Consider the following 20200-nt stretch of genomic DNA (forward strand, 5'->3'; position numbering starts at 1 on the left):
TAGAGCGCACCCCTGATAAGGGTGAGGTCGGCAGTTCGAATCTGCCCAGACCCACCAATTTTGTTATGGGGCCATAGCTCAGCTGGGAGAGCGCCTGCCTTGCACGCAGGAGGTCAGCGGTTCGATCCCGCTTGGCTCCACCATATAAACTGCTTCTGAAAGCTTAGAAATGAATATTCGGTGCGAATATTGATTTCTAGTCTTTTGATTAGATCGTTCTTTAAAAATTTGGGTATGTGATAGAAAGATAGACTGAACGTTACTTTCACTGGTAACGGATCAGGCTAAGGTAAAATTTGTGAGTTCTCTTAGTTGAGAAATTCGAATTTTCGGCGAATGTCGTCTTCACAGTATAACCAGATTGCTTGGGGTTATATGGTCAAGTGAAGAAGCGCATACGGTGGATGCCTTGGCAGTCAGAGGCGATGAAAGACGTTGTAGCCTGCGAAAAGCTTCGGGGAGTCGGCAAACAGACTTTGATCCGGAGATGTCTGAATGGGGGAACCCAGCCATCACAAGATGGTTATCTTGTACTGAATACATAGGTGCAAGAGGCGAACCAGGGGAACTGAAACATCTAAGTACCCTGAGGAAAAGAAATCAACCGAGATTCCCTTAGTAGTGGCGAGCGAACGGGGACTAGCCCTTAAGTTGATTTGAGATTAGCGGAACGCTCTGGAAAGTGCGGCCATAGTGGGTGATAGCCCTGTACGCGAAAATCTCTTATCAATGAAATCGAGTAGGACGGAGCACGAGAAACTTTGTCTGAATATGGGGGGACCATCCTCCAAGGCTAAATACTACTGACTGACCGATAGTGAACTAGTACCGTGAGGGAAAGGCGAAAAGAACCCCGGAGAGGGGAGTGAAATAGATCCTGAAACCGTATGCGTACAAGCAGTGGGAGCCCACTTTGTTGGGTGACTGCGTACCTTTTGTATAATGGGTCAGCGACTTATTTTCAGTGGCGAGCTTAACCGAATAGGGGAGGCGTAGCGAAAGCGAGTCTTAATAGGGCGTCTAGTCGCTGGGAATAGACCCGAAACCGGGCGATCTATCCATGGGCAGGTTGAAGGTTAGGTAACACTGACTGGAGGACCGAACCGACTACCGTTGAAAAGTTAGCGGATGACCTGTGGATCGGAGTGAAAGGCTAATCAAGCTCGGAGATAGCTGGTTCTCCTCGAAAGCTATTTAGGTAGCGCCTCATGTATCACTGTAGGGGGTAGAGCACTGTTTCGGCTAGGGGGTCATCCCGACTTACCAAACCGATGCAAACTCCGAATACCTACAAGTGCCGAGCATGGGAGACACACGGCGGGTGCTAACGTCCGTCGTGAAAAGGGAAACAACCCAGACCGTCAGCTAAGGTCCCAAAGTTATGGTTAAGTGGGAAACGATGTGGGAAGGCTTAGACAGCTAGGAGGTTGGCTTAGAAGCAGCCACCCTTTAAAGAAAGCGTAATAGCTCACTAGTCGAGTCGGCCTGCGCGGAAGATGTAACGGGGCTCAAACCATACACCGAAGCTACGGGTATCACCCTCGGGTGATGCGGTAGAGGAGCGTTCTGTAAGCCTGTGAAGGTGAGTTGAGAAGCTTGCTGGAGGTATCAGAAGTGCGAATGCTGACATGAGTAACGACAATGGGTGTGAAAAACACCCACGCCGAAAGACCAAGGTTTCCTGCGCAACGTTAATCGACGCAGGGTTAGTCGGTCCCTAAGGCGAGGCTGAAAAGCGTAGTCGATGGAAAACAGGTTAATATTCCTGTACTTCTGGTTATTGCGATGGAGGGACGGAGAAGGCTAGGCCAGCTTGGCGTTGGTTGTCCAAGTTTAAGGTGGTAGGCTGAGATCTTAGGTAAATCCGGGATCTTAAGGCCGAGAGCTGATGACGAGTTACCCTTTGGGTGACGAAGTGGTTGATGCCATGCTTCCAAGAAAAGCTTCTAAGCTTCAGGTAACCAGGAACCGTACCCCAAACCGACACAGGTGGTTGGGTAGAGAATACCAAGGCGCTTGAGAGAACTCGGGTGAAGGAACTAGGCAAAATGGCACCGTAACTTCGGGAGAAGGTGCGCCGGTGAGGGTGAAGGACTTGCTCCGTAAGCTCATGCCGGTCGAAGATACCAGGCCGCTGCGACTGTTTATTAAAAACACAGCACTCTGCAAACACGAAAGTGGACGTATAGGGTGTGACGCCTGCCCGGTGCCGGAAGGTTAATTGATGGGGTTAGCTAACGCGAAGCTCTTGATCGAAGCCCCGGTAAACGGCGGCCGTAACTATAACGGTCCTAAGGTAGCGAAATTCCTTGTCGGGTAAGTTCCGACCTGCACGAATGGCGTAACGATGGCGGCGCTGTCTCCACCCGAGACTCAGTGAAATTGAAATCGCTGTGAAGATGCAGTGTATCCGCGGCTAGACGGAAAGACCCCGTGAACCTTTACTATAGCTTTGCACTGGACTTTGAATTTGCTTGTGTAGGATAGGTGGGAGGCTTTGAAGCGTGGACGCCAGTTCGCGTGGAGCCATCCTTGAAATACCACCCTGGCAACTTTGAGGTTCTAACTCAGGTCCGTTATCCGGATCGAGGACAGTGTATGGTGGGTAGTTTGACTGGGGCGGTCTCCTCCTAAAGAGTAACGGAGGAGTACGAAGGTGCGCTCAGACCGGTCGGAAATCGGTCGTAGAGTATAAAGGCAAAAGCGCGCTTGACTGCGAGACAGACACGTCGAGCAGGTACGAAAGTAGGTCTTAGTGATCCGGTGGTTCTGTATGGAAGGGCCATCGCTCAACGGATAAAAGGTACTCCGGGGATAACAGGCTGATACCGCCCAAGAGTTCATATCGACGGCGGTGTTTGGCACCTCGATGTCGGCTCATCACATCCTGGGGCTGAAGCCGGTCCCAAGGGTATGGCTGTTCGCCATTTAAAGTGGTACGCGAGCTGGGTTTAGAACGTCGTGAGACAGTTCGGTCCCTATCTGCCGTGGACGTTTGAGATTTGAGAGGGGCTGCTCCTAGTACGAGAGGACCGGAGTGGACGAACCTCTGGTGTTCCGGTTGTCACGCCAGTGGCATTGCCGGGTAGCTATGTTCGGGAAAGATAACCGCTGAAAGCATCTAAGCGGGAAACTTGCCTCAAGATGAGATCTCACTGGAACCTTGAGTTCCCTGAAGGGCCGTCGAAGACTACGACGTTGATAGGTTGGGTGTGTAAGCGCTGTGAGGCGTTGAGCTAACCAATACTAATTGCCCGTGAGGCTTGACCATATAACACCCAAGCAATTTGCATGCTTCAAGCTGAAAAGCGAAAGAGCACCAGATTGCGGTGTGTGAAGACGAAACGAACCGAAAGTTCGAAACGCACAAACACCGACAGCTGTCACATACCCGATTTGCTGAAGCGAGGCCATCTGGTCACGACTCAGTACCCGAATTTCTTGACGACCATAGAGCGTTGGAACCACCTGATCCCATCCCGAACTCAGCAGTGAAACGATGCATCGCCGATGGTAGTGTGGGGTTTCCCCATGTGAGAGTAGGTCATCGTCAAGATTAAATTCCGAAACCCCAATTGCGAAAGCAGTTGGGGTTTTGTTTTGCCTGCGAGAAAGTTATTTGCGCGCAGTAACGAACAAATTTGCACAGTTATTTTCCAATCACAGCACTAGAATAGCCCCACCTTTTTCGGAGCCAGAGCCTGTATGTCAGAGTCGGTTGACGCCCCCGGGCTGTCAGAATTACCGCTGGAAGACCTGGTCGCCTGTCACGAGTGCGACCTGCTGATGCGCAAGCCTCAACTCGCTCACGGCGAGAAAGCCGTCTGCCCGCGTTGTGGTTACGAGTTGTACGCCCACCGCCATAACGTGGTGCAGCGCAGCCTTGCCTTGGTGATCGCGGCGCTGCTGTTGTATATCCCGGCAAACTTTTTACCCATCATGCAGCTCAATATCCTCGGCCAGTCTTCGCAAGACACCGTTTGGAGCGGTGTTGTGGGCCTGTTCAACACGGGCATGCAGGGCGTTTCGATTGTCGTTTTCCTGTGCAGCATGGCCATACCGCTGCTGAAGCTGCTGTGCCAGTTATTTGTTTTACTGACGATCCAATTCAATTTCGGTCGCAGTTACGGCTTGCTGCTTTACCGCATTTACCACCACCTCAGAGACTGGGGAATGCTTGAGGTTTACCTCATGGGCGTGCTGGTGGCGATCGTCAAGTTGGCGGATATGGCAGCGATCACGGTCGGCCTCGGCTTGGCGTGTTTCATCGGCTTGTTGCTCGTACAGGTCTGGCTGGAAGTGGTGATGTCACCGCATCAGATCTGGCAGGCGTTATCAGGAGAGGATGCCCATGCGGGCGATTGATGCAGGCATTCTGGTGTGCACCGAATGCCACGAGCTGAACAAGCAGGAAGCCGACACCGATGAGCAGACGTGCACCCGTTGCGGTGCGCTGGTACATGCCCGGCGTCCGAATAGCCTGACCCGAACCTGGGCGCTGCTGATCACCGCTGCGATCATTTACATCCCGGCCAATGTCCTGCCGATCATGACGGTCAGTTCTCTGGGGCAGGGTGATCCAAGCACGATCATGTCCGGGGTGGTCCAGTTGGTGCAGCACGGCATGATTCCGATTGCAGCCGTGGTATTCATCGCCAGCATTCTGGTGCCAACCTTCAAACTGGTCGGCATCGCGCTGCTGCTGTTTTCGGTGCAGCGACGCCAGCCGTTATCCGCGCGCCAGCGCATCTGGATGTACCGCTTTATCGAATTCATCGGTCGCTGGTCGATGCTCGATATTTTTGTGATCGCCATTCTGGTGGCGGTCGTCAACTTCGGCCGACTCGCCAGTGTCGAAGCCAATCTTGGTGCCATCGCCTTCGCCACTGTGGTGATTCTGACGATGCTCGCCGCAGTAACTTTTGATCCCCGGCTGATCTGGGATAACACGGAGTCGGACGCCGACCATGACTGATTTGCCTGTAGCGAAAACCCGACCGGCCTCGAACTGGTCTGCCATCTGGGTGTTGCCTCTGATCGCGCTGATCATCGGCGGCTGGCTTGGCTGGCGTGCCTACTCCGAAACCGGTATCGAAATCCAGGTTCGCTTTGAAAGCGGCGAGGGCATTCAGGCCAACAAGACTGAAGTGGTCTACAAAGGCATGTCGGTCGGTAAGGTCAAGGCGCTCAAGCTCGACGATGAAGGCAACTCGAAGGGCGTGATCGCCACCGTTGAGATGAACAAGGACGTCGAGCAGTACCTGAAGACCAGCACGCGGTTCTGGCTGGTCAAGCCGAGCGTGACCCTGGCCGGCATCACCGGTCTGGAAACGTTGGTGTCGGGTAACTACGTCGCTATCAGTCCGGGCGAAGGCGAGCCGACGCGCAAGTTCAAGGCGCTGGCCGAAGAGCCTCCGCTGTCTGACGCCAAGCCCGGCCTGCACCTGACCATCAAGGCTGACCGTCTCGGCTCGCTGAATCGCGGCAGCCCGGTGTTCTACAAACAGATTCAGGTGGGTCAGGTTAAAAGCTATCTGCTGTCGGAGGACCAGAGCACCGTTGAACTCAAGGTTTTCATCGAGCCGACCTACGCCAAACTGGTGCGCAAACACACGCGTTTCTGGAACGCCAGTGGCATCAGCATCGACGCCAACCTGTCCGGGGTGAAAGTGCGCAGCGAGTCGCTGGCCAGTATCGTCGCCGGCGGTATCGCCTTCGCCACACCCGAGAACCGCAAGGACAGCCCGCCGACCGATCCAAGCCTGCCGTTCCGTCTCTACGAAGACTTCGATGCGGCCGCAGCGGGGATCCGCGTCAAGGTCAAACTCAGCGATTTCGAAGGCCTGCAGGCCGGTCGCACACCGGTGATGTACAAAGGCATTCAGGTCGGCAACCTGAAAGCCCTCAAGGTCGATCCGGATCTGAACAGCGCCACTGCCGAGCTGACCCTCGATCCTCTGGCCGAAGATTATCTGGTCGACGGCACTCAGTTCTGGGTGGTCAAACCGTCGATTTCTCTGGCCGGTATTACCGGGCTGGAGGCGCTGGTCAAAGGTAACTACATCGCCGTGCGTCCGGGCGACAAAGGCGCGGCGCCGAAGCGTGAATTCGAAGCGCGACCGAAAGCGCCGCCACTCGACCTGCGCTCGCCGGGCCTGCACCTTGTACTGTTTACCGACACCCTCGGTTCGATTGATGTCGGCAGTCCGATTCTGTACAAGCAGGTCAAGGTCGGTTCGGTGCAGAGCTACCAGTTTTCCAAGACCCGCAAGCAACTGATCATCGGTGTGCACATCGAGAAGGAGTACGAAAATCTGGTCAACGCCTCGACGCGCTTCTGGAATGTCAGCGGCGTTACGCTGACCGGCGGTTTGACCGGCGGGATTCAGGTCAAGAGTGAGTCGCTGCAGACGCTGATGGCTGGCGGCATCGCCTTCGAAACGCCGCAAGCCAAGGCTCCGTTGCAGAAGCGTATTCCGCGTTTCCGCCTGTTCGCCAGTCACGACGAGGCCAACCAGAAGGGCGCCGTGGTCACCATCAAGGTCGATCGCGCGGATGGTCTGCGCAGCGGCACGCCGGTGCGCTTCAAGGGACTGGACGTCGGCAAGATCGAAAGCGTCGACCTGACCGACGATCTGCAATCGGTCATCCTCACCGCACGCATTACCGAAGTGCCGGATAGGATCGCCCGGGTCGGCAGTCAGTTCTGGGTGGTCAAACCGGAGCTGGGCCTGATCAAGACCGAAAATCTGGAAACCCTGGTCACCGGTAAGTACATCGAGGTGCAGCCAGCGGCGAAGAACCTTGGCCCGCAGAAAAACTTTGTCGCCCTGGCTGAGGCTCCGGAAGTGACGAAGCAGGAAGCAGGTTTGAGTCTGGTATTGAGCGCGGCGCGCCGTGGCTCGCTGAAGCCGGGTGTGCCGGTCACCTATCGCGAAATCACCGTGGGCAAAGTCACCGGTTATGAGCTGGGCCAGACTGCTGACCGGGTACTGGTGCATATTCTGATCGAGCCGAAATACGCGCCGTTGGTGCGCAGTGGCAGCCGCTTCTGGAACACCAGTGGGGTCGGTTTTGATTACGGCTTGTTCAAAGGCGTGACGGTGCGCACTGAATCGCTGGAAACGCTGATTCAGGGCGGTATTGCTTTCGCCACGCCGGATGGAGAGCGCATGGGTAACCCGGCGCGGGCTGAGCAGACGTTCCCGTTGTTCGACAAGTTCGAGGATGAGTGGCTGACGTGGGCGCCGAAGATTTCGCTCGGCAAGTAATTCAGCGGTGTTTCGGCTGGCCTCATCGCCAGCAGGCTGGCTCCCACAGGGGATCGTGTTCACAACACAAATTCCTGTGGGAGCTGGCTTGCCAGCGATGAGGCCCTAAAAGACAGCACACATCCCAGCCATAAAAAAGGGCCGCGATCTCATCGGATCGCGGCCCTTTTTTGTTTTCAGTCAAAGCAGATCAAACCGCATCCAGCTCCGGCTCGTCTGCCTGAACATTCAACGTGGCCTTTACCACATCATGGCGACGGATGTATTTCCAGTCCGCCTCATCGATGTAGATACCCGCCGGGCCGCTACCGCCCTCGAGGTCGATAGCAACACTGGCGCAGACCTGCGGCTTCACACTCGCCAGGATCGGCACGAAGCCCAGTTGCAGACTGGTTTCCAGCAATGCGGCCTGGTTCTTCTCGTCGATGTCCGCTGCCTCGTCGAGGTAGTACGGCAGGCGCACGCGGCCGGCCAGGTCGCGGTCCATCAAGTGCAGCAACAAGTACATGTTGGTCAGCGCCTTGATGGTCATGGTCGTCCCGTTTGACGCCGCGCCATCGATGTCGGTGTGGATCACCGGCTGACCGTTGACCTTGGTGATCTCGAAGGCCAGTTCGAACAAGTCCTTTAGGCCGAGCTGGTTGTGGTTTGCCGCCACCAGCCGCGCCAGATATTCCTTGGCCTCTTCGTTCTTGTTGTCCTGCTCGGCGCTCTGGCTCAGATCGAACACCGACAGGGTTTCGCCTTCTTCGTACTGCCCGGCACTGTGGATGATCTGATCGATGTGCTTGAGCGCTTCCTTGTTCGGCGCGAGGACGATACGGAAGCTTTGCAGGTTGGAAACCTGACGCTTGTTGATCTCGCGGTTGAACAGCGCCAGTTGATGTTCGAGGCTGTCGTAGTCGCTGCGGATGTTGCGCAGGGTGCGCGCGATGTCGGTGACCGCCGCGCGGCGCGCCTTGCCCAGCGTAAGGGCTTCATCGGTGCGGTGCGCGTAAGCGTTGATCAGCAGCGAGAGGCGGCGCTCCATGTCGTCTTCACTGTCGAACTTGGCCACGCCTTTGAGGCGCACCTGCGCATACAGCGCTTCGATCTGACCGTCAGCGCGCAGCAAGCCCTGCCAGCTGTCCTGGTAGTCGTTGAGCAACGGCAGCAGGTTGTCCATCGAGTCGTCGACCGGGTCCATGAACGGCGTGCCGAACGGTAGATCCGCCGGCAGCAACTGACGGCGGCGCAGGGCGTCGTCGAGCGTGCGTTGCTTGGCTTCCATGTCGGCGATCTGCCGGCCAACCAGTTGCAGCTTGGCCGACAGTTGCTGGACGCGTTCGGTGAAGGCATCGCTGGAGCGCTTGAGTTCGTCCTGCGCGGCTTCCATCTGCGCCAGTTGTTCGAGCTTGTCGCTTTCTTCGGCGCTGAGGGTTTGCGTGCGACGGAAATCTTCCAGCGCCTTTTGCGCGTCCAGTACCTGCTGGTACAGCGCTTCGGTCTGGGTTTTGCTCGCGGCGCGGTCGGCAGCCACGGCTTGTTGGGTTTTCAGCTGCTTGAGTTCTTTTTCCAGACGCTCTTTCTGATCGCGCAACGCGGCGCGGTCGGCCAGCGCTTGCAGGGCCGGTGGCTCGATGTGCGAGATGTCGATCGCCAGGCCCGGCACTTCGAAGCGCTCGCCCTTGAAACCATCAAGAATCAGCTCGACCGATTTGACCCACTCGCCATTCTCGTCGAGGGTGATGCCGTGTTCGCCCAGCGGCAGGCTGAACAGCGCGCTGTTGAACAGACGCATCAGGCGTTCGACGTCCTGTTGCGAGAACTCTTCGCGCAGACGGGCGTAGCTGTTGTTGTCGGCGTTATCGAGTTGCTGCTTCACCGACTTCAGACGTTTTTCCAGATCGCGCAGACGCTCTTCGAGGTCTTCGGCGCTGAACTGCCGCGACTGTGCCAGCGCACCGGCCAGTTCGTCGTGCGCGTCTTTGGCGGCGAGCAATTGTTGCTCGAGCACTTTGACGTCATCGATCAGCGCGAAGCGGTTCTTCAGCACCGACAGCTCGCCAAGCCAGCGCTGGATCCCGGAAATCTCCCGTTCCAGGCGCATCAGCTCCTGAGTGCCGCCGCGCTGATCGTTTTGCAGATCGTCCTGCTCGCGGCGGTAGTGTTCGGCCTGCAGGGTCAGCTCTTCCTTGCGTGCGGTAGCATAGTCGGACCAGGTGCCAAGCAGCGAATCGAGCAGCGGCGACAGGCGATGCAATTTGCCACGCAATACGTCGCGCTGCTTCACGCCGTTGGCCAGCGCTTCAACCAACGGGCCGGCGGCCACCAGCGAGTTGTAGTCCTGTTCCATGCGGCGCACATCGCGGAAGGCTTCTTCGCACGCGGCAATGTAATCGACGCTGCCGGAGCGCAGGCTGTGCTCGAAGGCATCGAGGAACAGCTGCTTGAGCTTGGCCGCAGTGATTTCGCGCATGTGCAGCAGATTGATGAACAGCGCACGGAAGGTCTTCAGGCTTTGCTCGCTGGTCGAGCGCAGCGGAATCAGCGTCAGGTCAAGCGGGATCGACGTGTGACCGCCGACCAGCAAACGACGCAGTTCGTCAGGCTTGAGTTCGTAGGCTTTCAGGCCTTCTTTTTCGAGGTTGCTGAACAGCTCTTTCTGGCGCAGGCAGGTGTCGTTTTTCTGATAATGGGCCAGATCGAGTTTGCCGGCGTAGGCGAAGAACTGGTGACCGAAACCACCGCCCGGGCCACGACCGACCACACCAATCACGTGCGGGCCGTGAGGCAGATTGACTTCGACGAGGATGTAGCTGGTGTCGGAGGCGAAGTAGAAGCGCCGCGATTGCTCGAGGCTGTACTTGCCGAAACTCATGTCCGACATGCGCGCCAGGATCGGGAACTGCAAAGCGTTGATCGATGCCGACTTGCCGAGGTTGTTCGCGCCGTAAACCGACAACGGTTCTTCCAGCGGGAACAGACCGAGGCTGTAACCGGCGGTGTTCAAAAGGGCAAAGCGGCGGATGCCGTAGCGTTCCTGGCTCATGCATCGGACTCCTGTTCTTCGGCAATGGCGCGGGCCAGTGCGTCTTCTTCGCTTTCTTCTTCAAATTCGGAAAGATCGAGCGGATCGTCGGTTTCGAGGAATTTCGCTTCGGCTTCTTCGTCAATCAGCACCGGCGCCGGCAGCGGCAGAACGCTGTGGACGCTGGCTGCCAGGTCGCGGTCCTGTTGTACTGACAGGCACACGTCGAGGAAGCGGTGCATCGGCGGCAGGAAGCGGTAGACACCGTTTTCTTCGCCGGCGAAACCGAGCTGAGTCATGCGGCGCATGATTTTTTCTTCGAGCTCTTCGACGGTCTGCACTTCGGCCTGAATGAACAGATCGCGGTATTTATCCAGCAGCGACGGCAGTTCTTCGCGGCCGAGGCTGCCGCCGTCGAGCACGGCGATCGGGTCGCGGCCCTGATCGGCCAGATGCTCGACGAGAATGAAGGTGAACAGCGCCAGGCGCTGGGCGGTCTTGTTCACCGCTGCGGCGGCCATGTCTGGCACGAAGTAATAGAAACCACGGGTGTCGCAGACCAGTTCAAAGCCCAACGCCTTGAACAGCGTGCGGTACTGGTCCTGGAAATTCGACAATTGTGCGTACAGCTCGGGATCGCGGCGGCTGACGTGGTATCCCTTGAACAACTCGCGGAAGATCGGCGCCAGTTGCGACAGTTCGGAAAGATCAAGATGCATTTGGGATGCTCGCAGAATCCTCGGCGGCGGTGTCGCTGGCCGAGAGCAGGGCGAAGGAGCGCAGGCTGACCTGATGCTCGTGAGTGTGGTATTCGCGGCGTTCCAGACGCTCGCGCTTGAAGCGTTTTTCCCGCGACAGGCGCGAGAACCAGTAAAGCAATTCGTCGGTGGCGCCGTCCGGTTCCTGCTCCAGCAGCCAGGTCATCAGGTCCGGCATTGGCAGGGCTTCTTCGCAGCGGTCGACCATCTCGCGCACGGTGCGCGGCGCACGTGGGGCTTCGCCTTTCTGGGTCTTGTGCGCCTTGGGGAACCGCGCCGGTTTCGGCTCGAAACGCGCCAACGCATAGACGTAGGCTTCGACCTGACTGGCGCTGCCGAGGAAGGTGCTTTGCGGACGGGTGAACAATGGCATCGCCGCTTGCGGCACGGCGTCGATGCCTTTACGGCGGATCGCCGCCAGTGCCAGTGCCGCACCACGGGTCACGGCGTTGTGCCGGCGCGCTTCTTCACGCAACGGCAGCAGCAGTTCGCGGGCGTGACGCAGAGTGAGCTGGGCGCTGGTCTGCATTTCGAGGATGCGCGCGTGGGTGCGCAGGAGCATGTCGTCATCGACCAGATGGCCGAGGCGCTGCTGTTCGCTGAGCATTTTCAGCAACACCGTTTCGACCTTGCGCACGCCTTGTTCAAAGGCGCCGTCGGCGTTGACCAGATCGATCATCGGCTCGACGTATTCGTCCCACGTCGCCAGCACTTCGGCGTAGCGCTGACGCAACGGAATCTGCCGGTCGCTGGTCTTGGCGCGTTCGGCCACGGCGACCAGCGCCTGTTCGTCGTTATCGAGTTTCTTCAGCACGTCGCGCACGCGCATGTCGAGCAGGCGCAACTGGCGGGCGAGGTCGTTGCCGTCGCGTACTTCGAAGGCATCCTGGATGTAACCGGCCAGCCGTTCGAGGTGACGCAGGTAGGCTTCGATTTCCAGGCACAGGCCCAGCCGGTGTTCGCGGCGCAGGTAGGCAAGGAAGTCGTGGATTTGCGCGTTCAGCTCGAAACGGTTCGGGCTTTTCGCCACGGGCACCAGAATGTCGAGGCGAATCCACACGTCGAGCAGGCTGGTGATGTCCTGCGGCGTGCTGTCGAGTTGTTGGGCGGCCAGTTGCGTGCGCAGTTCGTTGAGGCTCAAGGTGCCTTGGTCGAAGTGCTCGCACAGTGGCTCCAGAAGTGCCCAGTGTTCAGCGAGGGCGCGCAAGACGCGCTTGGGTTCGATCATCGGAATGGCCGGCTGGTTGGCGGTTAAAAGCCGCGATTGTACTGCATCGAAGCCGATGCGATTCACTCTCGGGACGGACTGCTGCCTTTCTTTTCAATCAAGTGCATCGATCAACAGCAGGCGATCTTGAGCGAAGGGCGGTAGAATCAGCGCACTTTCAGTTATCCACAAGTGGCCGACCCTTGCTTATCGAGTCCCGCCGCCGCGCCTATTTGAACGCCATGCAGGTGGTCAACTGGCTGCCGCGCACCGAATTGCCCTTTGCCGCGCCGTCCCGTCCCGAGTTGCTGGACATGCCCGAGCCTGAGCCTGAAATGCTCGTCGCGCCTGCGCCTCAGGCCCAGGCATCGGTGCAGGCGGCAGTCGCGCGGCCGAGCGAACGGCCGAAAATCGAAGTGCCGCGACCGTCGCTGGCCAGCACCCGCAATGGTGCCAAACCGGTGGAAGAGACCGACACCACGCCAGTTGTCGCCAAACCCGCCCCGGTGCCGCCGCCACGTTTTGCCCTGCAATTGCTGCGCGCCGGGCGCTGCCTGCTGCTGGTCGAGTTACCCACAGGCGAGGCGTTCCAGAGCCGCGACCCGGCTTATCTTCTGCTCAAGGACATGCTGCGCGCCGCTGGTCTGCCGGATGCGCCGCAAATCGTCGGTGAGCCGGTGCGCTGGCCGTGGCTCAATCGCGGCACGTTGGATCAGGGCCCGGAAGCGGCGCGCGACTTCGTCCAGGGTTTCCTCTCGGTACAAATGGAAGCGGCACCCTGTGCCTGCCTGTGGCTGATCGGCTTGCCGGCCGTGCGTTTTGCCGGCGAAGCGGACGCCGAGGCGTTCAATCGTGAATTGCAGATCGAAGGTCTGGGCCCGGCCTGGGCGATTCCCGGTCTGGAATTGTTAATGGAAGAGCCGCAGCGCAAAGCCGCTGTGTGGCAAGCCATGCGTCGGCTGATGGCGCGCTGGAAAGAATCGAATGAGTGACGCGGTAACCTTCCGCCCGATGACCGAGGCGGATCTCGAGGCAGTGCTGAAAATCGAGTACGCCGCCTACAGCCATCCGTGGACCCGCGGGATTTTTCTCGACGGTCTCGGCAAATACCAGATCTGGCTGATGTTCGAAGGGCAGCAGCAGGTCGGGCATGGTGTGGTGCAGATCATTCTCGACGAGGCGCACCTGCTCAACATCACCGTCAAGCCTGAGAATCAGGGGCGTGGGCTGGGGCTGACGTTGCTGGAGCATCTGATGTCGCGGGCGTATGCGGCTGAAGCTCGGGAGTGTTTTCTGGAGGTGCGCGACAGCAATACTGCGGCGTTCAAGCTCTACGAACGGTATGGCTTCAACGAGATTGGCCGGCGTCGGGATTATTATCCGGCGGTGGGTGGGCGTGAAGATGCGGTGGTCATGGCCTGCACATTAGTGGATTAGGCCGAAAAGCATCGCCAGCAGGCTGGCTCCCACAGTTGATCAGGGCGATGCACCTACAGCGGTCAACCCAAACCCGTGTGGGAGCCAGCCTGCTGGCGATAGCGATGCATCGAGCGACTACGATCCGCGCTTGCCATCCAGCGGATCCAGGTCCGCCAGTTCAGCCTCGTCCAGTCCGTCTCCGCCGCCGATGTCATTTTCACCGACCACGCTCAAATCCCAATCTGCCTGATTGCCCTCACCAATTTCTTCGGCATCGCGAGCGCCATCGTCGCGAATCAGCGTTTCCGGGCTCAAGTCGTCGTCAGTCGGCTGATGATCATCGACCGAGCCGCCGGTCAGACCTGCCTCACGCACGCGTTCACCGGGCATCAACTGCTCGCGTTCACGTTCAGGAATCTCATCACCGATCTTCGCGCTGGGCTCTTCGTCGTCGAAATCCAGCTCATGCACCGAACCCATGCGGTCTTCGTTATCATCGATGGGCTCCGGTTGCGCCGCATCGTAGGGGCGTCGTGAATCAGTCATGGCAAATCCTCATACTGTGGGCCTTACTTGGAGTGGACTCATCCGGCGCACGAGAATTCCAACGAAAACACTTTGCCCAACCGGCGTGACTTCGACAGGCGGTCGTCTATCAAACCAGCGCATCTTTCTTGAGGCCTTATCCATGCACGACTTACAAGACCTGATTGATAACAACGAGCGTTGGGCTGACGCGATCACCAAGGAAGACCCGGATTTCTTCGCCAAACTGGCGCGCCAGCAAACCCCCGAATACTTATGGATCGGCTGTTCCGACGCACGGGTGCCGGCCAACGAAATCGTTGGCATGTTGCCTGGCGATCTGTTCGTGCACCGCAACGTCGCCAACGTGGTGCTGCACACCGACCTTAACTGTCTGTCGGTGATCCAGTACGCGGTGGACGTGCTCAAGGTCAAACACATCCTCGTCACTGGTCACTACGGTTGCGGCGGTGTGCGCGCGTCGATGCAGGACCGGCAGTTCGGTCTGATCGATGGCTGGCTGCGTTCGATCCGCGATCTGTACTACGAGAAACGCGAAGAACTTGCGAAGCTGGCGACTGAAGAAGAGCAGGTAGACCGCATGTGCGAACTCAACGTGATCCAGCAAGTGGCGAACGTCGCGCACACCAGCATCATCCAGAACGCCTGGCATCGCGGGCAGAGCCTGTCGATTCACGGCTGCATCTACGGCATCAAGGATGGCCGCTGGAAAAGTCTCAACACCACCATCAGTGGTTTCGAGCAACTGCCGCCGCAGTATCGCTTGCGCCCGATTGGCCCGGCGTAAAGCCGCTCAGCGCTGGCCCGATTGCCGCCAGCGCTGGAGAAAATGCTGACCCTCCAGGCTTGGCGGTTGATCGTAACCGGTGATCCAGCCACGACAAAGCGATGAGCCGCAACCGCAGGCAAACTGGCGCAACAGTTTGTCTTCGGTGGCGGCGTAATCGATGCTCAGATGCTCGCCGCGCTGAATGTCCTTGAGCGACCACAGCCACAACTCAGTCATGTCGAGGAACGCGTTCGGGTCGCAGGCGTGTCCGAGCAGTCCGCAAAAGCGTGGGTCGTACAGGTGAATGCCGCTGAGCAATTGCCGGGTCTGTCGGCAGCGATAGGGCAGCAATTGCCCGGAAACCCTGCACATTCGGTGCGTACCGAGAAAATCCCGGCGTGCGGCGATTGCCACCGGGTTAGCGTAGCGGTCATGAATGATTTCAAAGTCGGCGCTGGACGGAAACCCGAGGCGCACGGGCAGGCCGGAGAAGGGGTAGATGCCTTCGGTATCGTGCGGGGCAGAGCCTGCCACGGCGTGGGTATTCATAACCATCCTTTGTCGCGCGATATGCGACTTTGCCGGGACGACGTCCTGTCGGCCCTCCTGTTAAACATGGATCCAATCTAGTGCTTACAGGTATAGCCGGTCTACTGTCATATCTGACAGGCGAGAATCGCGTATTCCCGCGTCAGCCAAGGCTGACACGGGAATCTGATCGGTGTTTTTACAGGTGCGGGGCGGGGATGGCGGTAGCCGGAAGGGGCGCTTTCAACTGTTGCAGTTGGGCTTTGACAGGCGGGGTTGCGCACTGCATTGCTGCCTGCTCAGGTGTCAGGTTGCGGATCGAGGTATAGAACAGTTCGCAGGTTTTGACTTTCTGCGTGACCTGCCAGGTCTGTGTGCAAGTGTTCAGCGTGGTTTGCGCGTTGCTGCCCGGTTTGCTGCCCATGCCGGCCTGCCAGCAGGCGGCGCTCAAATCCTGACCCATGACTTTCAGGCCCGCGGCATCGGCCTTGGCCTGCGCATCGTCGCCGGTGTAGCTCTTTGGATCAGCGGCATACCAGATGTAACTCGGATGGTTGGAGCCGAGCACGGGCACCTGCACGCCTTCGCTCGGGCTGATGGTCGCCAGGCCCAATACGCTGACGGTCGGCCCGTATTGCTGCTTGATCCAGTTACGCACCGGCGCACCGAACGCGACCATCGGCAGCGTCGTGCCGCTGGTGGTCTGGCTGAACTGTTTGACCAGCGTGGTCTGATAGTCCTTGAAATAGTCGTACACGCCTTCCAGGTCGCTGCCGGCATTGGACGGCGCGGCAATCGGGGCGATGTCGATGATGGTCTGATAAGCCGGCGTCTGCTCGGCCGGAATGCCATTGTCAGCGAGCAACGTCGCCCAGCGATCGGTGGTGTTCGAGCGCAAGTAATCCTGCGCCTGCGTCAACGAATAATCTGGCGGGAAGTGCAGCAACTCGACGCTTTTGCGGTTTTCCAGGGCCATGCCCAAGGGCAGGAACAGATACCAGCTGTAAGCCCATTTGCCATCGGCATTGAGCTTGCTGGCGCCGCTGTAGGCCAGATCCCCCGCATCAAGCAGCGCGGTCAGCGGTTTGTCGTAACCCAGCGGGACACCCGTGATTTCGGCGTAGAGCTGATTGTTATCGGTCTTAACCAGCACTTTGGCGTCGGCATAGCCATCGCGTTGCACGCTCTGGCTCAGGTAATGCGCAACGGTCTGCTCCAGCGTCCAGTTGCGGTAACAGATGACGTGACAATTATTGGGATAAGCGAAGAGGCGCGTGACGCGTTCGGTGCTGCCCAGTTTCAGGTCGACATCGGCGTGGGCGGCGGCGCTCAGCGTCAATGCGGTGAGGGCCAGTGCGGCGGGGGAAAGTCCAGTGAACTTGAACATGCTCAGATCCTTTTCAGCGTGGGGTTCCCCGCGAGTGTTGGGGGGCGCTTCATAGTGGATCAGCCGTGTGGCACAAAAAAGCTGGTCGGTACGATTTTTTCAGCAAGCAGCGCAATAAATGTGGGAGCCAGCCTGCTGGCGATAGCGGTATGTCAGGCAACACTGAAGTCGACTGATAGTTTGCTATCGCCAGCGGGCTGGCTCCCACAGTTGCAGCAGGCAGCTTCTTGATGGCTACGGCATCACCGGCGGCGTATACGCCAGCGTCGTCCCCAGCGCCCACAGCAGCACCAGCACCAGTGGCGTGTGCACCAGCAGTTGCACGAACGAGAAGCCGATCAGATCTCGCGCCTTCAAGCCGAGTACGCCGAGCAGCGGCAGCATGTAGAACGGGTTGATCAGGTTCGGCAGTGCTTCGGCGGCGTTGTAGATCTGCACGGCCCAGCCGAGGTGGTATTGCAAGTCGTTGGCGACCTGCATCACGTACGGTGCTTCGATGATCCACTTTCCGCCGCCCGACGGAATGAAGAAACCAAGAATCGCCGAGTAGACGCCCATCAGCAGCGCATAGGTGTCATGTGAGGCGATGCTGACGAAGAACGTCGAGATGTGATGCGCCAGGGTCTGCGCATCCGCGCCCTTGACCGTCGTCATCAGCGCGGCGATCGAGCCGTACAGCGGGAACTGGATCAGCACGCCAGTGGTGGTCGGCACCGCACGGGCCACCGCATCGAGGAAGCTGCGCGGGCGCCAGTGCAGCAGGGCGCCGAGCATGATGAACAGGAAGTTGTAGGTATTGAGCCCGGAAATCGCGGTGATCGCCGGTTTGCTGGAAAATTCATGGAACAGCCATCCCGCCGCCAGCAGCACCAGCACGATGATCAACAGCGGGCTGTGCTCCAGCCATTCACCCGGTCGCGTACGCGGTTGCAGCGGTGGCAGGTTGAAGGCCGGGTCGATGCCGCAGGCCTTGGCGTCGCGCGCCGAGTTCGGGCCGGGCGCGGTGGCGTAAGCGATGATGATCGAGATCACGATCAGCGCCAGCAGCATCACGCCCGACTGCCACAGAAAAATCGTTTCGGTGAACGGAATCACCCCGGTGATCGACAGAATCGACGGCGGCAGACTGGCAGGGTTGGCCTGCAGTTGCGCGGCGGACGACGACAAACCCAGTGCCCACACCGCGCCAAGGCCCAGATACGCCGCGGCGCCGGCGGCGCGGTAGTCCATTTTCAGGTCGGTCCGGCGGGCGAGGGCGCGTACCAGCAAACCGCCGAACACCAGCGACAGGCCCCAGTTGAGCAAGGACGCGACCATCGAGATCAATGCCACCCAGGCCACGGCGGAGCGGCCATTTTTCGGGATCCGCGCCAGCCGGTCGATCAGTTTGACCGCAGGCGGCGAGCTGGCGACCACGTAGCCGCCGATCACCACGAAGGCCATTTGCATGGTGAACGGAATCAGGCTCCAGAAACCGTCGCCGAAGGCCATCGCTGCCGCGGTGGGTTTGGCGCCCATCGCCAGTGTGGCGAGGGCAACGATAATGACAGCCAGCGCGGCGAATACCCAAGAATCGGGAAACCAGCGTTCGGCAAAGTTTGAACAGCGCAGGGCAAAGCGCGCAGAGCGGCTATCTTCGATATCAACGGCCACGGGGAGTACCTCGGGATTTTTATGGTTATTTTGATCCGACAGGCGAAACACAAATCACTTGTAGGAGTGAGCCTGCTCGCGATAGCGCAATCACATTCAACATATTCAGTGACTGGGCGCACGCTATCGCGAGCAGGCTCACTCCTACAGGGCAGCGGTATCCATCCTGCAGACAGGCATTTACAGTAAATCAAGCGCCGTCCATTTTGTGATCAGCTTTTGCAAAACCATGACTATGGTCTAACGGGTTGTCCCCCCGTCCATTTGCGTAGACCATGGGCGCCTTGGTTTCCTGCCTGATCCAGAGTTCTTTGCGATGACTGCCCAAACCCCGGCCAGACCTGCGCCGTTCAGCCGCTCCGATTACAAGACCCTTGGCCTTGCGGCCCTCGGCGGGGCGCTGGAAATCTACGACTTCATCATTTTCGTATTTTTCGCCCTGACCCTCAGTCAGTTGTTCTTTCCGCCGGAAATGCCCGAGTGGCTGCGCCTGCTGCAGAGCTTCGGCATCTTCGTCACCGGCTATCTGGCACGGCCGCTGGGCGGCATCCTGATGGCGCATTTCGCCGACCGTCTGGGCCGCAAGAAGGTGTTCAGCCTGAGCATCCTGATGATGGCGCTGCCATGCCTGCTGATCGGGATCATGCCGACTTATGCGCAGATCGGTTATTTCGCACCGCTGCTGTTGCTGGCGCTGCGCATCCTTCAGGGCGCCGCCGTGGGGGGCGAAGTGCCGAGCGCCTGGGTATTCGTTGCCGAACACGCACCGTCCGGTCACCGCGGTTACGCCCTGGGCTTTTTGCAGGCCGGGCTGACCTTCGGCTATCTGATCGGCGCACTGACCGCGACCTTCCTCGCTCAGGTCTTCACTCCAGCGGAAATTCTCGATTACGCCTGGCGTTATCCATTCCTGCTCGGCGGAGTGTTCGGGGTGATCGGCGTTTATCTGCGCCGCTGGCTCAGCGAAACACCGGTATTCATCGCAATGGAAGCGCAGCGTGAAGCGCGGGTCGAGTTACCGCTGCGCACCGTGCTGCGCGAGCATCGACTGGCGATGTTGCCGGCGATGCTGCTGACCTGCGTGCTGACCTCGGCGGTGGTGGTGTTCGTGGTGATCACGCCGACGATGATGCAAAAAACGTTTGGCATGACCGCCAGCCTCACCTTCGGCCTCAGTGCGCTGGGCATCGTTTTTCTCAACATCGGATGTGTGCTCGCCGGTCTGCTGGTCGATCGCATCGGCGCGTGGCGCACGGTCATGCTCTACAGCCTGTTGCTGCCGTTGGGCATCGGCGTGCTGTATGCCTGCCTGATTGCGGGCGGACAGTGGGTCGGACTGGCTTATGCCGTGGCCGGGCTCGGTTGCGGAGTCGTTGGCGCGGTGCCTTCGGTAATGGTCGGGCTGTTTCCCGCGCGTATTCGCGTGTCGGGCATTTCCTTTACCTACAACATTGCCTACGCCGCGTGGGCGAGTATTACGCCATTGTTGCTGATCGGGCTGATGCCCTGGAGCCCGTGGATTTGCGTAATGTTCTGTGCAGTGATGGGCGTGGTGGGCATTCTTACGGCAGGTTATTTCGGCGCTCGCATGTCTCGCACGGGACCGTGCCAGGCTGCCGGCGCTGCGTGAGCCAGAACCGCTGAACTATTTT

At 58.8% G+C, this 20200-nt stretch carries 14 protein-coding genes, 2 tRNA genes and 2 rRNA genes (1 of these 18 cut by a window edge); 11 read left to right on the forward strand and 7 right to left on the reverse strand.

What is annotated here, in order from left to right; all coding sequences use genetic code 11:
* The 7 genes from J3P93_RS04790 to J3P93_RS04820 form a co-directional block, all read left to right on the forward strand.
* Window positions 1-57: transfer RNA gene (locus J3P93_RS04790), tRNA-Ile, on the forward strand; it begins 20 nt to the left of the window's first position.
* Window positions 58-67: 10 nt separating this feature from the next.
* Window positions 68-143 (forward strand) — tRNA-Ala (locus tag J3P93_RS04795).
* Between the two features lie 234 nt (window positions 144-377).
* Window positions 378-3271 (forward strand): 23S ribosomal RNA (locus J3P93_RS04800).
* Between the two features lie 169 nt (window positions 3272-3440).
* Window positions 3441-3556: ribosomal RNA gene (gene rrf, locus J3P93_RS04805) — 5S ribosomal RNA — on the forward strand.
* A gap of 149 nt (window positions 3557-3705) precedes the next feature.
* Window positions 3706-4365 (forward strand): paraquat-inducible protein A, encoded by a 660-nt coding sequence (locus J3P93_RS04810; protein WP_434595524.1) that lies wholly within the window; start codon window positions 3706-3708, stop codon window positions 4363-4365.
* Window positions 4352-4975: a paraquat-inducible protein A gene (locus J3P93_RS04815; RefSeq protein WP_434595526.1), complete on the forward strand. Its 624-nt coding sequence runs from the start codon at window positions 4352-4354 to the stop codon at window positions 4973-4975. The genes J3P93_RS04810 and J3P93_RS04815 overlap by 14 nt, the downstream gene beginning before the upstream one ends.
* On the forward strand, window positions 4968-7271 hold the full coding sequence (locus J3P93_RS04820; RefSeq protein ID WP_434595528.1) for an intermembrane transport protein PqiB: 2304 nt from the start codon (window positions 4968-4970) through the stop codon (window positions 7269-7271). The genes J3P93_RS04815 and J3P93_RS04820 overlap by 8 nt, the downstream gene beginning before the upstream one ends.
* 190 nt (window positions 7272-7461) lie before the next feature.
* Here the strand turns inward: J3P93_RS04820 and mksF are convergent, their stop codons facing one another.
* Genes mksF through mksB form a run of 3 tightly spaced genes read right to left on the reverse strand, consistent with a single transcriptional unit; the run spans window position 7462 to window position 12267 of the window.
* A complete protein-coding gene (gene mksF / locus J3P93_RS04825; RefSeq protein WP_434595530.1) occupies window positions 7462-10302 on the reverse strand; it encodes an Mks condensin complex protein MksF in 2841 nt (946 codons plus the stop codon).
* A complete protein-coding gene (gene mksE, locus J3P93_RS04830) occupies window positions 10299-11000 on the reverse strand; it encodes an Mks condensin complex protein MksE (protein WP_016773189.1) in 702 nt (233 codons plus the stop codon). The genes mksF and mksE overlap by 4 nt, the downstream gene beginning before the upstream one ends.
* A complete protein-coding gene (mksB, locus tag J3P93_RS04835; RefSeq protein ID WP_434595533.1) occupies window positions 10990-12267 on the reverse strand; it encodes an Mks condensin complex protein MksB in 1278 nt (425 codons plus the stop codon). The genes mksE and mksB overlap by 11 nt, the downstream gene beginning before the upstream one ends.
* A gap of 221 nt (window positions 12268-12488) precedes the next feature.
* Between mksB and J3P93_RS04840 the strand changes: the two genes are divergently transcribed.
* Both J3P93_RS04840 and rimI read left to right on the forward strand, forming a co-directional pair.
* The gene (locus J3P93_RS04840; protein ID WP_434598289.1) at window positions 12489-13238 is read left to right on the forward strand and encodes an energy transducer TonB; all 750 of its coding nucleotides are present in this window, start codon (window positions 12489-12491) and stop codon (window positions 13236-13238) included.
* Window positions 13231-13683: a ribosomal protein S18-alanine N-acetyltransferase gene (gene rimI, locus J3P93_RS04845; RefSeq protein ID WP_186551143.1), complete on the forward strand. Its 453-nt coding sequence runs from the start codon at window positions 13231-13233 to the stop codon at window positions 13681-13683. The genes J3P93_RS04840 and rimI overlap by 8 nt, the downstream gene beginning before the upstream one ends.
* A gap of 117 nt (window positions 13684-13800) precedes the next feature.
* Here rimI and J3P93_RS04850 read toward each other — a convergent pair whose 3' ends face one another.
* A complete protein-coding gene (locus tag J3P93_RS04850; protein WP_434595535.1) occupies window positions 13801-14211 on the reverse strand; it encodes a serine kinase/phosphatase in 411 nt (136 codons plus the stop codon).
* 142 nt (window positions 14212-14353) lie between these two features.
* Here J3P93_RS04850 and can point away from each other — a divergent pair, with 142 nt between their 5' ends.
* Entirely contained in the window at window positions 14354-14998 is a 645-nt protein-coding gene (gene can, locus J3P93_RS04855) for a carbonate dehydratase (protein WP_208939766.1), read from the forward strand.
* Window positions 14999-15004: 6 nt separating this feature from the next.
* Here can and J3P93_RS04860 read toward each other — a convergent pair whose 3' ends face one another.
* The 3 genes from J3P93_RS04860 to J3P93_RS04870 all read right to left on the reverse strand — a co-directional run bounded on the left by J3P93_RS04860 (window position 15005) and on the right by J3P93_RS04870 (window position 18548).
* Entirely contained in the window at window positions 15005-15529 is a 525-nt protein-coding gene (locus tag J3P93_RS04860) for a lysine methyltransferase (RefSeq protein ID WP_434595537.1), read from the reverse strand.
* A gap of 178 nt (window positions 15530-15707) precedes the next feature.
* Complete coding sequence (locus J3P93_RS04865; RefSeq protein ID WP_434595539.1) at window positions 15708-16895, reverse strand: hypothetical protein; 1188 nt, start codon at window positions 16893-16895, stop codon at window positions 15708-15710.
* Window positions 16896-17129: 234 nt separating this feature from the next.
* A complete protein-coding gene (locus tag J3P93_RS04870; protein WP_203419490.1) occupies window positions 17130-18548 on the reverse strand; it encodes a short-chain fatty acid transporter in 1419 nt (472 codons plus the stop codon).
* Window positions 18549-18864: 316 nt separating this feature from the next.
* Between J3P93_RS04870 and J3P93_RS04875 the strand changes: the two genes are divergently transcribed.
* Entirely contained in the window at window positions 18865-20178 is a 1314-nt protein-coding gene (locus J3P93_RS04875; protein WP_434595541.1) for an MFS transporter, read from the forward strand.
* Window positions 20179-20200: the final 22 nt, after the last annotated feature.

This window comes from Pseudomonas sp. R3-57 (assembly GCF_051132065.1).
In the GTDB taxonomy this organism is placed as follows: domain Bacteria; phylum Pseudomonadota; class Gammaproteobacteria; order Pseudomonadales; family Pseudomonadaceae; genus Aquipseudomonas.